Raw genomic sequence first — 13,871 nt, 5'->3', positions numbered from 1 at the left:
ATGCACCTCCATGTCGACGTTTCCCTCCAGTATGCAACCCTGCGTCGGCTCCTGACCCACCGGCAGTGGGCGGACGCCCGGCGTCACAAACGCCGGAGTGCGGCTGAACAGGCACTGACGGCTACCATTGACCGTGATGGTTATGCCGCTATTTGACACCGCCTCCACCATGGATGCCTCTTCCGCGCATCCCCTCGGTGTTACCGTGCCGCGCCTCGCGTCCGGCCATGAGAGTGTCCTGCCGTCCTCCGCCAACGTCGCTGTTTACGCGCCGGGCGTGGAAAACCTCGAGATCGCCTACAAAGCCCCCGGCGGTGTGTGGCGCAGGCAGCTCCTGCCCAACGTCACGCGCGGCGTTCACCACGGTATTGTGCAGGATTTCCCGTACGGCTCGCGCTACGGCTTCCGCGCGGCACCCACCTCCGAGGCTTTGCCGCTGTCCTTCCCTATGCTGGACCTGGATGGCGACGCCGGGCAGCCCCTGCTGCTCGATCCGTACGGCCGCGCTGTGGACGAAAGTGAAGGATTCCTGACCAGCGTGCGAATGGCCGGAGATTTTGACTGGGGAACCGATCAGCGGCCGAGGCTGCATTGGCGGAACACCATCATCTACGAAGCACATGTACGCGGCCAGAGCATGCTTCACCCGGATGTTCCGGAGGAACTGCGGGGGACCTACGCAGGCATGGCGCACCCGGCCATCATCGAGCATTTCAAAAGCCTCGGTATCACCTCCATTCAACTGCTCCCGGTGCACTTCCACCTCGATGAGCTGCACCTGCAGGAATTGGGCCTGACCAACTACTGGGGCTACAACACCGCGGCCTTCTTCGCGCCGCATCCCGGCTATGCCACCACGGCCGCGCAGGACGCCGGCCCTCAGGCTGTCCAGGATGAATTCAAGGGAATGGTTAAGCTGCTCCACGCGGCCGGACTGGAAGTGATCCTTGACGTGGTGTACAACCACACTGCTGAGGGCGGCCCCGATGGCCCCACTACCAGCTTCCGCGGCCTCGGTGAGGAAACGTACTACCGAACCGACGGCCACGGGAAATATGTGGACACTACCGGCTGCGGGAACAGCCTGAACTTCAGCCAGCCCCGGGTGGTCCAGCTTGTCCTGGATTCCCTCCGCTACTGGGTAGACGAATTCCACGTGGATGGATTCCGCTTCGACCTGGCCGTGACGCTCTGCCGGAATGCTGACAACCAATTTGATCCCCAGCACCCGTTCCTGGTTGCCGTGGCGGCCGACCCCGTCCTGTCGGACGTGAAGCTGATCTCCGAACCGTGGGATGTTGGGTACGGCGGCTGGCAGACCGGCCGGTTCCCGGGCGGTTGGGTTGACTGGAATGACCACTTCCGCGACGGCGTCCGTTCGTTCTGGCTCGCCGACCGCGCGGCCATGGAATCCGGCGGCCAGGGCGCCTCCGTGGCCCGGCTGGCCGACGCCCTGTCCGGGTCGGCGGGGCTGTTTGAAGCGTCGGGCCGTTCCAGGCTGGCGTCGCTCAACTTCGTCACGTCCCACGACGGCTTCACCCTCCACGACCTCGTTTCCTACGACCGCAAGCACAACGAGGACAACGGCGAGCAGAACCGGGACGGCCACGGAGACAACCGCAGCTACAACCACGGTTTCGAAGGCCCCACCGAGGACGAAGGCATCCTGGCCCAGCGGGCCCAGAGCCGGCGCAACCTGATGGCGTCGATGATGATTTCCTTTGGCGTTCCGATGATCACCGCCGGCGACGAACTGGCCCGCACGCAACAGGGAAACAACAACGCCTACTGCCAGGACAACGCCCTCACCTGGATTGACTGGACGCGCAGCCCGGAATCCCACGAGATGCTCCGCAGTACCAAGCGTTTCATCCGGCTGCGCAAGGAGTTCCTGGCCGGTCAGCCGCACGACTTTCCTGCGCGGGACGAGCAGTCCTACCTCTACTGGTTCGACCACACCGGGCAGCCGATGTCCATGGACCGGTGGAATGATCCGCGGCACCGGGTCATGCAGCTTCTGCTCGGCTCCGATGACGGCACCCTGGCAGGACTCGTGGTGGTCAATGGGAGCGCTTCCGACGTGAAAATCACCCTCCCCGAACTCACCAACGACGACGGCACCCCGCGTCGGATGTTCGAACTGCGGCTGACCACGTCGCCGCTTCACGATATCCGTCAGGGCGGACGCGTGGCATCCGGCGAGACTGACCTGGTTGAGGCAAACTCGATCAACATCTACCGCACGTAGCTGCGGAGGGGACAAGAATGCGCAACCGCTCTGCCGTTGCCCTGCTGCTGACCGGACTGCTGGCCTTTGCGCTGTTCGCTTCCGGCGGCGCGGGGCTCTTTGAGTCGTTGACGGGAAGCCCGACGCCGGCAGCAAGTCCCAGCGCGGCCCCGGTTCCGGAGGCTCCCGTCCCCGGTCCGGCGGACGTTTCAGGATCCTCAGCGGTTCCCGCCAACCCTTCCGGCCTGCCGGCGATCAACGAGTCCGCACTCCCGGCCGAAGCCCGCAGGACCCTCGCACTCATCCGTAAAGGTGGGCCCTACTCTTACAGCCAGGATGACCAGACCTTCGGCAACTTTGAACGTCTCCTCCCGCGAAAGGCCTCAGGCTACTACCGCGAGTACACGGTGCCCACGCCCGGAGCATCGGACCGTGGCGCCCGCCGGATCATTGCCGGCGCCGGGGGAGAAAAGTACTACACCCAAGACCATTACGACTCGTTCAAATTCATCGCAGAAGGCAGCTGAACCCCGGTATGAAAATCTACTCCGCCGATACGTGGACCATGGAAGAACTGAACGAGCAGGTGGCCGACGCCGGCCGCCGCAGCCTGCGGGTGCCAGCCGCAGACAGCAAACGAGCGGTCCTCGAAACGTTCGGCGAGGTTCTGGGCTTCCCCGAGCACTACGGCGTGAACCTGGACGCCCTGAACGATTCCCTCCACGATTTCGCGGACAGCATCAGCGAAAACGGGAATGCCCCGGTGACCATCCTCTGGCAGGTCGCCGCGGCATTCCGCGGCGACCGTTCCTTCGGGATCATCTGCGAGATCCTGCAGGACGCCGAGAGCTACGCAGGCAGCGACCTGAGGGTCGCCGCCATACTCCTCTAGTCAGGCGTTGACGATCAGCCCCAGTTCCGCCTTGGACGCCAATGCCTCGTGCCGGGGCAGGACACGGACGGTGTAGCCAAACGGGCCGGAGCGGTCAATCACCAGGGAGCCGCTGAACAGGTAGCGCCCGCCGCCCAGGTCCTCCTTGGCCTGCAGGTCCATCATGGTCACGTCAGCCAGGGTGTCGCTCTCCTCGGCGCGGCCGTAGGCGACCTCCACGGAGACATCCTCCGGTGTCAGGGTGGTCAACGCGACGTAGGCGTTCACCTGCAGGGTGTCGCCGATCTGCGGATCCTCGGAAACGCCCACGGAGTCAACGTGCTCCACGTGCAGCAGCGGCCAGGCTGCCCGCACCTGCGCAGTCCACGCTGCCAGCGACCGTGCCTGCGAGTAGGAGTCCGCCACCGCCCTGCGTCCGGCCTCCGCGGCGGGTCGGTAGAGAATGTTGACGTAGTCATGCAACATACGGTCCGCGGAAACGGCCGGCCCGAGGTGCGACAACGTGTGCTTGATCATGGACACCCAGTGCGTCGGTACTTTCTCGGCCCCGGTGCTGGACGGGCCTGCAGCGCCGGCACTATCGGACACGGTGTTGCCGTAGAAGCGCGGTGCCACCTGGGTTTCCAGAAGCTCGTACAGCGCTGCAGCCTCAATGTCGTCGCGTTCTTCGGGTGACGCGTCATTGTTGGCCGTGGGGATCGCCCAGCCGTTTTCGCCGTCGTACATCTCATCCCACCAGCCATCCATCACCGAGAGGTTCAATGAACCGTTGATGGCGGCCTTCATGCCGGAGGTGCCGCAGGCTTCCAGGGGGCGCAACGGGTTATTCAGCCAGACGTCGCAGCCCGGGAACAGCGTCCTGGCCATGGCGATGTCGTAGTTCGGGAGGAACGCAATCCGGTGACGGACTTCGGGGTCGTCAGTGAACCGGACCAGGTCTTGGATCATCTTCTTGCCGGCGTCGTCCGCGGGGTGGGACTTTCCGGCGATCACCAGCTGGATGGGGTGCTCCGGGTGCAGCAGCAGTGCCTTGAGACGGTCCGGCTCCCGCAGCATCAGGGTAAGCCGCTTGTAGGTCGGGACGCGGCGGGCGAAGCCGATGGTCAGCACGTCCGGGTCCAGCACACTGTCTGTCCAGCGGAGTTCAGCGTCGGCCGCGCCGCGCTTCTTCCAGGCGGCCCGGAGCCGGCGGCGGACGTCGTCCACCAGGGCCGAGCGCATTTCGCGGCGCAGCGCCCAAACATCGGCGTCGCTGACGTTGTAGGCCAAGTCCCAGCGGCCCTGGGTTTCGGCCTCGGGGCCGAACTGTTTCCGGGCGAGCTGGGAGATGCGGCTGTCAACCCAGGTTGGCACGTGGACGCCGTTAGTGACGGAGGTGATGGGCACCTCGGAGTGGTCAAAGCCTGGCCACAGTGCCGAGAACATCCCGCGGGACACCTCGCCGTGCAGTTTGGCCACGCCGTTGGCCCGCTGGGCCAGGCGGAGTCCCATGACCGCCATGTTGAAGACTGACGGGTTGCCGTCGGCGTAATTTTCGCGGCCAAGCTCCAAGATCCTGTCCACAGGCACGGCAGGCGCCAGTCCGGCCTGGAAGAAGTGCTGGATCTGCGCAATCTCAAACCGGTCGATCCCGGCGGGCACGGGGGTGTGGGTGGTGAACACCGTGGACGCCCGGCCGGCGGCCAGTGCCTCGTCGAATGTCAAGGCTGCGTCGCCGGACATCAGCTCTTGGATCCGCTCGATGCCCAGGAAGCCGGCATGGCCCTCATTGGTGTGGAATACCTCCGGTGCTGGTGTTCCCGTGAGCCGTTGGTAAGCGCGCAGCGCCTTCACGCCGCCCATGCCCAGCAGGAGCTCCTGCTGCAGCCGGTGGTCTCCGCCACCGCCATAGAGCCGATCGGTGACGCCCCGGGCCGCGTCGTCGTTGCCCGGAACGTTGGAATCCAGGAGCAGCAACGGAACACGCCCGACGTCGGCACGCCAGATGTGTGCCAGGAGCCGCCTGCCATTGGGGAGCGGCAGGGTGATCTGCAAAGGCCGGCCGTTGTTGTCTGGAGACGGTTCGCGGAGCAGGGTCAGGGGCAGGCCATCCGGATCGAGGACAGGATACGTCTCCTGCTGCCAGGCGTCGCGGGACAGTGACTGCTTGAAGTAGCCGGCCTGGTACAGGAGTCCAACACCGATGAGGGGAACGCCAAGGTCGGACGCCGCCTTCAGGTGGTCTCCGGCCAGGATGCCCAGGCCGCCGGAGTACTGCGGCAGTACCTCGGTGATGCCAAATTCGGGTGAGAAATAGGCGATGGCGGCGGGGGCGTCGGCGCCCAGGCCCTGGTACCAGCGGGGCTGGTCGAGGTAGCGGTCAAGGTCCTCAGCAGCGGCCCGGACGCGTTCCACTACGGACTGGTTCGCGGCCAGGGCCTGGAACTCCTCGCGGCTGACCCGGCCCAGGAAGCTGACGGGATCCTGTTCGCTTTCCTCCCATTTCCGCGGGTTCAGGCTGGCAAAAAGTTCGCGGGTGGGCCGGTGCCAGGACCAGCGCAGGTTGGTCGCTAACCGGACCAACGGCCTGATTGGCTCGGGGAGGACTGTTCTGACGGTAAATCTGCGGATTGCCTTCACCTGCGCCACACTAACCGACAACCTCAACAGCGGGAACTGCTTTGGCTTTCTTTTAGGTAAATGACAGTTGACGCTGTGGATAAGACGAATCGCCGCGACAAAAAACCTCGCAGGCTTAGCTATCTGGATCATTTCTCGCTAACGTCGAGCATGTGACGACTAACTCAGGAACCACCGCCGCCTCCAAGAAAAAGCCGAAAGGCAAAATCACCGACGGTCTCAGGTTTGGCCGTTTTCCAATCACCGCCGTGCAACCTGTGGTCGAGGGTGGAAGCTACCCCGCCAAGGCATTGCCGGGCGAGGGAATTGTGGTCGGTGCCACTGCTTTCCGGGAGGGCCATGACCAGCTCGGCGTCAGCGCCGTCCTCCTGGATCCACGCGGGAAGGAACGCCAGCGCGTCCGGCTGGCGCCGCCCAGGGGGGAACGCGGCCTCGGCACCGATCGCTGGGAGGGCGTCCTCACGCCGTCGGCCGTTGGAAATTGGACGTTCTTCATTGAGGCCTGGCACGACCGCTATGGAACCTGGCATCACAATGCCGAGGTCAAGGTGGCTGCGGGCATCGATGTGGAGCTGATGCTCGCCGAAGGCGAGGCGCTTCTCGCTGACGCGTCCGATGACGTCTCCCGCAACGCGTCGGACCGGCGCACCCTGCGAATGGCTGCTTCGATCCTGGGCAACACCTCCCTCACCGAGGAGGAGCGACTCGCCGGTGGCTTCAGTGCGGATGTGGCCGCTGTGGTGGACCGCCAGCCGATCCGTGAACTGGTTACCGTGTCCGAGCAGTTCCCGCTGCTGGTGGAGCGGGACCTTGCCGGCCGCGGAGCCTGGTATGAATTCTTCCCCCGGTCCGAAGGCGCCGTGCGGGATGACTCCACCGGGGCATGGACCTCGGGTAACTTCCGGACTGCGGCCAAGCGTCTTGACGCTGTGGCCGCCATGGGCTTCGACGTCATCTACATGCCGCCGATCCACCCGATCGGTGTCCAGCACCGCAAGGGTCCGAACAACACGCTCATCGCCGGCCCGCACGATCCCGGCTCGCCGTGGGCGATTGGCGCCAAGGAAGGCGGCCACGACGCCATCCACCCGGACCTGGGCACGTTCGAGGACTTCGACGCTTTTGTGGCGCGCGCCACGGAACTGGGCCTGGAGGTCGCCCTCGACCTGGCGTTGCAGGCAGCACCGGACCACCCGTGGGTTGAATCCAACCCGGAATGGTTCACCACCCGCGTGGACGGCAGCATCGCCTACGCGGAAAATCCGCCCAAGAAGTACCAGGACATTTTCCCGCTGAACTTCGACAATGATCCTGAAGGGCTCGCCAAGGAGATCCTGCGGGTAGTGCTGTTGTGGGTCAGCCACGGCGTGAGGATCTTCCGGGTGGATAACCCGCACACCAAGCCCGTGTGGTTCTGGGAGTGGCTCATCGCCCAGGTCAACAAAAAGGCACCCGGCGTGGTGTTCCTTGCAGAAGCGTTTACCCGCCCCGCCATGATGCACGCCCTGGGCCGGGCCGGTTTCCAACAGTCCTACACCTACTTCACGTGGCGGAACACGAAGAAGGAACTGGAGACCTATTTTACCGAGGTCAGCCACGAGTCCTCTGCGTTCTTCCGCCCCAACTTCTTTGTCAACACCCCGGATATCCTCACCGAATACCTTCAGTTCGGAGGTCCGGCGGCGTTCAAGATCCGTGCGGCGCTGGCCTCCACCGCCAGCCCGCTCTGGGGGGTGTACGCCGGCTACGAACTCTATGAGCACGTTGCGCGCCCGGGTGCGGAGGAATACATCGACAATGAAAAGTTTGAGTACAAGGCCCGCGATTGGGACGCCGCTGCGGAATCGGGCCGCACCCTTGCGCCGTACCTGACCAGGCTCAACAGCATCAGGCACGCCCACCCGGCGCTCCAGGACCTGCAGAACCTGACGGTTCACCACAGCACCGATGACGCCACGGTGGTGTACTCCAAGCACAAGACGCTGCCGGATGGCACCAAGGACACCATCATTGTGGTGGTCAACGTGGATCCGCACGGCACCAGGGAGAGCACCGTTTCGCTGGATCTCGGCGCTTTGGAACTCGGCCCCGAGGACCTCTCGCCCAACGGCGGGTTCCGGGTGGAGGACCTCATTACCGGCGAAACCTGGGAATGGGGCGAATACAACTACGTCCGCCTGGACGCGCACGTCGAACCCGCACACATTCTTAGCGTGAGGAGATCGCATCAGTGAGTTTTAATCCGCAGAGTTCCAGCCAGCATTTCACCCCCAAAAGCACGTTTGAACTAAACGCCCCGGGCCTGGCCCACGACCCTCTGTGGTATCGGAAGGCCGTTTTTTACGAAGTGCTTGTCAGGGCGTTTGCGGATGCCAACGGGGACGGTTCGGGTGATTTTTCCGGCCTGATCGACCGGCTGGACTACCTGCAGTGGCTCGGTGTGGACTGCCTGTGGCTTCCGCCGTTCTTCCAGTCGCCGCTGCGGGACGGTGGCTACGACATCTCGGACTACAACTCCGTGCTGGACGAGTTCGGGACCATCAGCGACTTCAAACGGCTTGTTGCCGAGGCCCACGCCCGCGGCGTCCGGGTGATCATCGACCTGCCGCTGAACCACACTTCGGACCAGCACCCCTGGTTCCAGGAATCGCGCAAGGACCCTGAGGGCCCGTTTGGCGACTTCTATGTGTGGAGCGATACCGACGAGAAGTACCAGGATGCCCGCATTATTTTTGTGGACACGGAGGAGTCCAACTGGACCTTCGATCCCATCCGCCGCCAGTTCTTCTGGCACCGGTTCTTCGGCCACCAGCCCGACCTGAACTTCGAGAACCCCAAGGTGATCGACGCCCTCTTTGACGTCGTGCGGTTCTGGCTGGACCAGGGCATCGACGGATTCAGGGCTGACGCGATCCCCTACCTCTTCGAGGAGGAAGGGACGAACTGCGAAAACCTGCCGGCAACCCACGATTTCCTGCGCAAGCTGCGGGCCATGGTGGACGAAAGCTACCCGGGCCGTGTCATCATCGCCGAAGCCAACCAGCCGCCCAACGAGGTTGTGGAGTACTTCGGGACTTCCGAAGAACCTGAATGCCACATGGCCTTCCACTTTCCCATCATGCCGCGGCTCTACTACGCCCTGCGTGACCAGAAGGCCGCGCCCATCATCGAGACGATGCATGACACCCCCGAGATTCCCGAGGGGGCCCAATGGGGGACGTTCCTGCGGAACCACGATGAACTGACCCTGGAGATGGTCACCGCCGACGAACGCGCGGCCATGCTGGGCTGGTACGCCCCGGATCCGCGGATGCGGGCCAACATTGGTATCCGCCGCCGCCTGGCTCCGCTGCTGGACAATTCCCGGGCCGAGATTGAACTGATCAATGCCCTGCTTTTGTCGCTGCCGGGCAGCCCGTTCCTGTACTACGGTGACGAGATCGGCATGGGAGACAACATCTGGCTTGAGGACCGCGATGCCGTTCGCACGCCGATGCAGTGGAATCCTGACCGTAACGCCGGCTTCTCCAACGCCGATCCCGGGAAGCTGTACCTGCCCGTCATCCAGTCGCTGGTGTACAACTACAACATGGCGAATGTGGAAGCCGAAGCCGCCCACTCCGGGTCCTTGCTCCGCTGGACCCGCCAGATCCTCAGCGTCCGCAGAAACCATCCAGCCTTCGGGCTGGGCACTTTCAAGCACGTCGAGGCCGACCATGACGCCGTGGTGTCCTACCTTCGGGAACTCTCGGACGACAACGCCGCCGGGGAGGCCGGGGAGGTTATTCTGTGCGCGTTCAACCTTTCCCAGCACCCGGTCGCGGCCAAACTGCGGATTCCGCAGTACGCCGGCCGCGGACTCCGCGACGTTTTCGGCGGCCAGCCCTTCCCCGGGATCGATGAAGAGGGATCCTTGACCCTGACACTGGGAAGCCACGACTTCTTCTGGCTGCGGGTCCGCTCGGCAGCGTCGAATCCCTCTTCGCCGCAGACGCAAGCGCTCCCCATTCTGTCCATTGAGAACTGATATGACCGAGCCAACTCTCACAGCCGCGCTGACCGAGGTCCTGCTGGAATGGCTCCCGCGCCAGCGCTGGTTCCCGATAAAATCAGGCGAATTTACGCTGAGGCAGGCAGGCGGCCTGGGCCTTGAGGATCCAGCCGGGCAGGTTCGCCTGGAGGTCTTCCTGCTGGCCGTTTCTTCCCGGACAGCCGACGGCGGACAGCGGACGGACGTGGTCCAGGTTCCCCTGAGCTTTCGCGACGCCCCGCTGACAGGCGGTGACAACGCGTTGGTGGGCCGGGCTCCGGACGCCGGGATGCCTTGGATTTATGACGCCGTGCATGATCCGTCCTTTGTGTCCGCCTGGTTGGAACTGATCCGCTCGGAGTCGGCCTCGCGTGCAGGCGTGGCGACAGGCCACCGGACGTCCTCGAACCACCGCCTGCCCACGGCCCACGGCATGGTCAAAGTCCTTTCCGGTGAGCAGTCCAACAGTTCCGTGATCGTTGACGACGGCGACTCCGCGGCAATCGTGAAGTTCTTCCGTGTGCTTTCCGAAGGCACCAACCCGGAGGTCGAGGTGGGTGCAGCCCTCACGGCCGAAGGTACCTCCGAAGTCCCTGCAACCCTGGGCTGGGTGCGGGGGGAGTGGCAAACGAGTGCATCGCTACCGGCGGGGGAGCCCGCGCCAGGTCCCCGGCAGGCGCAGGGTGAACTGGCTGTTGCGCATGAATTCCTTGCCGGTGGCCGTGACGCCTGGCGCCTCGCCGTGGATGCAGCCCGTACCGGATCCGACTTCACGGCGGAAGCACGGTCCCTGGGCGCGGCTACCGCCACCGTCCACGGCAGGCTGGCCGCTGCCTTTGGAACCTCTGTTGAGGCGGTCCCCGGCCAGGTGATCGCGCCCGGCGTGGCCCAGCGTGTGCGGCAGGCATGGGCGGAAGCCGCCACCGCCGTCGGGCCCTACGACGAGGCGCTGCAGGCGCTGCTCGGAGAGCTCGACGGCGTGGAAGCAGGTCCTCTGCAGCGGATCCACGGCGACCTCCACCTCGGGCAGATCCTGCAGGTCCCCGGCCCCGGCAGCGAACCGGGCCGCTGGGCCATCCTCGATTTTGAAGGCGAGCCCCTCCGGCCCATTTCGGAACGTAATTTCCCCGACGTCCCGCTCCGCGACGTGGTGGGGATGCTGCGCTCCTTCGACTACGCGGCCGGCGCGGCTGAACGGGAATACCAAGGGGCCCGCGTTCCGGCATCCTGGGTCGATGACTGTGCGGACGCGTTCCTTGCCGGCTACGCCTCCGTCACGCCCGGCACCGTCAACCGTGCTTCGCCGCTCTTTGTGGCATTGTGGCTGGACAAGGCGCTCTACGAAGTTGTTTATGAATTGCGGAACAGACCTGACTGGCTGGCCATTCCAGCGAATGCGTCCAGGCGGCTCCTCAGCGTTAAAGGCTCCGGCGATCATGCCAGGGCAGCATCGGAAGGTATCAACATGACAGGTTCAGCACCCACAGACAGGCCGAGTGTGCCGCTTCACGTGGACCCGGATACTTTGGGCCAGGTGGCAAACGGCGAGCACCATGCCCCGCACTCCGTGCTCGGTGCCCACTTGGACAGCCATGGTCACGTCACGGTCAGGACGGTCAAGCACCTGGCGGAGTCCGTGAGTGTGGTGACCGCCGCCGGTTCGGTTCCCATGACCCATGAGGGCCACGGGGTCTGGGTGGCAGTGGTGGAACCGCTGGAGGCTGGCCACGTGCCTGATTACCGGCTGGAAGTCACCTACCCCGGTGCGGAACCTGTGACAGTGGACGAGCCGTACCGGTACCTGCCCACGGTGGGCGAAGTGGACCTGCACCTGATAGGCGAGGGGCGGCACGAGAAGCTTTGGGAAGTCCTTGGCGCCCACGTCCAGCACTACAAATCCTCGCTGGGCGACGTGGACGGCGTTTCCTTTGCCGTCTGGGCCCCGAACGCCCAGGCAGTCCGGGTCAAGGGGGACTTCAACGCGTGGGACGGCCGCGAAAACTCGCTCCGCTCGCTGGGCTCCTCAGGCGTTTGGGAAGTCTTCATCCCTGGCGTTTTGGCAGGGGCGTGCTACAAGTTCGAGATTAGGACCAAGTACGGCAACTGGGTAGAAAAGGCCGATCCTCTGGCGTTCGGCACCGAGGTCCCGCCGCTGACAGCTTCCAGGGTGGTTGAGCCTTCCTATGCGTTCAAGGACGCCGAATGGATGGAAGCACGCGCCAAGCGGGACCCGCACAATTCCCCCATGAGCGTGTATGAAGTCCACCTTGGCTCGTGGCGCCTTGGCCTGGGCTATCGCGAGCTCGCCAAGGAACTGGTGGACTACGTCAAGTGGCTCGGCTTCACGCACGTGGAGTTCATGCCTGTGGCCGAACACCCCTTCGGCGGTTCCTGGGGTTACCAAGTGACGTCCTACTTTGCGCCGACCTCGCGCTTTGGACACCCGGACGACTTCCGGTTCCTGGTGGACTCCCTGCACCAGGCCGGCATCGGGGTGCTCCTGGACTGGGTCCCGGCGCACTTCCCGAAGGACGCATGGGCGCTGGCCCAGTTTGACGGGCAGCCGCTGTACGAGCACGCCGATCCGAACCTGGGCGAACACCCCGACTGGGGAACACTGATCTTCGACTTCGGCCGGACCGAGGTGAGGAACTTCCTAGTGGCCAACGCGCTGTACTGGCTCGACGAGTTCCATATCGACGGGCTCCGTGTGGATGCTGTGGCGTCCATGCTGTACCTGGACTACTCGCGGGAGGACGGGCAATGGTCGCCCAACCGTTTCGGCGGCCGGGAAAACCTCGAAGCCATGTCCTTCCTGCAGGAAGTCAACGCCACTGTCTACAAAACCCACCCCGGCGCGGTGATGATCGCCGAGGAGTCCACAGCTTTCCCCGGCGTGACTGCCCCGACGAGCCATGGTGGCCTGGGCTTCGGCCTGAAGTGGAACATGGGCTGGATGCATGACTCCCTCAAGTACGCCTCCGAGGACCCGGTCAACCGCAAATGGCACCACGGGACGGTGACGTTCTCCATGGTGTACGCGTTCACTGAAAACTTCCTGCTCCCCATCAGCCATGACGAAGTGGTGCACGGCAAGGGTTCCATGCTCCGAAAGATGCCGGGTGACCGCTGGCAGCAGCTGGCCAACCTGCGCGCCTTCACGGCGTACCAGTGGGCACATCCAGGCAAGCAGCTCATCTTCATGGGCACCGAGTTCGGCCAAGAGGCCGAGTGGTCCGAACAGCACGGTCTCGACTGGTACCTCGCCGAGATTCCGGCGCACCGTGGAATGCAGCTCCTCACCAAGGATCTGAACGAGCTCTACAGCGCGACGCCGGCCCTTTACGAGCGGGACAACGAACCCGGCGGTTTCCAGTGGATCAATGGGGGTGACGCCGACCGCAACGTCCTGACCTTTATCCGCTGGGACAAGGACGGCAATCCGCTGGTCTGTGCCATCAACTTCTCCGGCGGCCCCCACGTGGGATACGCGCTCGGCGTTCCCGCAGCCGGTGCCTGGGTTGAAGTGCTCAACACCGACGCAGAGGCCTATGGCGGATCGGGTGTCCTCAATGCCGGTCCGCTGACTGCAACTGACAAGGGACTCGATGGTCAGCCGGCAACGCTGACCGTGACGTTGCCGCCGCTGGGCGCAGCGTACTTCAAGTCCAGTGGACAGCCCGTCGTGGGACAGCCCTCCGCTGCGCAGGAAGTTGTGAAGCCGGTCTCTTAAGACCCGCAGAAAAGCCCGGAATCCCTTGAGATTCCGGGCTTTTTCGTTGGATGATTGTGGCGTAGTACGAGGCTGGTCCGGGGTCGGGTGGCCAACCCTGAAAAGTGGTGGTAGAGTTTATTTCCGCGCTGCTCCACGGAGTCAGACCGAAAAAACCGACACGAAAGCCCTAGGGCGTTGAGAGTCGCGGACGCCGGTTTGACAAGAGTGAGACCAGCCGGTAAGTTTGAAAAGTTGCTCCGGAGCGATCCACGGCTGTTTAGTGCTGGTGGTGGTGCCGGGTGTGTCTGTTGTTTGAGAACTCAATAGTGTGCCAAGTTTGTTGATACCAATTGTTTTATTGATTGGTTGAATTGACTGGATCGTGCGC

Annotated in this window: 8 protein-coding genes; 6 read left to right on the top strand and 2 right to left on the bottom strand. The window is 64.1% G+C overall.

From position 1 onward, the window contains the following. Positions 1 to 136: 136 nt before the first annotated feature. Genes glgX through AC1DIM_RS00030 form a run of 3 tightly spaced genes read left to right on the top strand, consistent with a single transcriptional unit; the run spans position 137 to position 3,119 of the window. On the top strand, positions 137 to 2,248 hold the full coding sequence (gene glgX, locus AC1DIM_RS00040) for a glycogen debranching protein GlgX (protein ID WP_477708462.1): 2,112 nt from the start codon (positions 137 to 139) through the stop codon (positions 2,246 to 2,248). A 17-nt stretch (positions 2,249 to 2,265) separates the two neighbouring features. Continuing rightward, positions 2,266 to 2,754 carry a guanyl-specific ribonuclease gene (locus AC1DIM_RS00035; protein WP_477708461.1) on the top strand — a complete coding sequence of 163 codons (489 nt, stop codon included), beginning with the start codon at positions 2,266 to 2,268 and terminating at the stop codon, positions 2,752 to 2,754. Positions 2,755 to 2,762: 8 nt separating this feature from the next. Next, the gene (locus AC1DIM_RS00030) at positions 2,763 to 3,119 is read left to right on the top strand and encodes a barstar family protein (protein ID WP_477708460.1); all 357 of its coding nucleotides are present in this window, start codon (positions 2,763 to 2,765) and stop codon (positions 3,117 to 3,119) included. On the opposite strand, the gene glgP is transcribed toward AC1DIM_RS00030, so the two are convergent. After that, positions 3,120 to 5,738, bottom strand: coding sequence for an alpha-glucan family phosphorylase (gene glgP / locus AC1DIM_RS00025; RefSeq protein WP_477708459.1), 2,619 nt, complete (start codon positions 5,736 to 5,738; stop codon positions 3,120 to 3,122). A gap of 152 nt (positions 5,739 to 5,890) precedes the next feature. Here glgP and AC1DIM_RS00020 point away from each other — a divergent pair, with 152 nt between their 5' ends. From AC1DIM_RS00020 to AC1DIM_RS00010, 3 genes are read left to right on the top strand one after another with little or no spacing between them, the layout of a single operon-like run. Beyond that, on the top strand, positions 5,891 to 7,972 hold the full coding sequence (locus tag AC1DIM_RS00020; RefSeq protein ID WP_477708458.1) for an alpha-1,4-glucan--maltose-1-phosphate maltosyltransferase: 2,082 nt from the start codon (positions 5,891 to 5,893) through the stop codon (positions 7,970 to 7,972). Then, a complete protein-coding gene (treS, locus tag AC1DIM_RS00015; protein WP_477708457.1) occupies positions 7,969 to 9,765 on the top strand; it encodes a maltose alpha-D-glucosyltransferase in 1,797 nt (598 codons plus the stop codon). Before AC1DIM_RS00020 ends, treS begins: the two co-directional genes overlap by 4 nt. A gap of 1 nt (position 9,766) precedes the next feature. Continuing rightward, a complete protein-coding gene (locus AC1DIM_RS00010) occupies positions 9,767 to 13,501 on the top strand; it encodes a 1,4-alpha-glucan branching enzyme (protein ID WP_477708456.1) in 3,735 nt (1,244 codons plus the stop codon). 141 nt (positions 13,502 to 13,642) lie between these two features. On the opposite strand, the gene AC1DIM_RS00005 is transcribed toward AC1DIM_RS00010, so the two are convergent. After that, positions 13,643 to 13,871 (bottom strand): hypothetical protein (locus AC1DIM_RS00005; protein ID WP_477708455.1); only part of this gene is annotated, 229 nt, incomplete at its 5' end.

The sequence above is a fragment of the Pseudarthrobacter sp. 01T43 genome, assembly GCF_056398665.1.
Note: the sequence above shows the minus strand (reverse complement) of the source record. Positions and strands in the feature narration are given on the sequence as shown.

Bases quoted from the DNA above. Each gene is read 5' to 3' on its own strand.
- glgX (WP_477708462.1), top strand. From the start codon at position 137: ATGGTTATGCCGCTATTTGACACCGCCTCCACCATGGATGCCTCTTCC.
- AC1DIM_RS00035 (WP_477708461.1), top strand. From the start codon at position 2,266: ATGCGCAACCGCTCTGCCGTTGCCCTGCTGCTGACCGGACTGCTGGCC.
- AC1DIM_RS00030 (WP_477708460.1), top strand. From the start codon at position 2,763: ATGAAAATCTACTCCGCCGATACGTGGACCATGGAAGAACTGAACGAG.
- AC1DIM_RS00010 (WP_477708456.1), top strand. From the start codon at position 9,767: ATGACCGAGCCAACTCTCACAGCCGCGCTGACCGAGGTCCTGCTGGAA.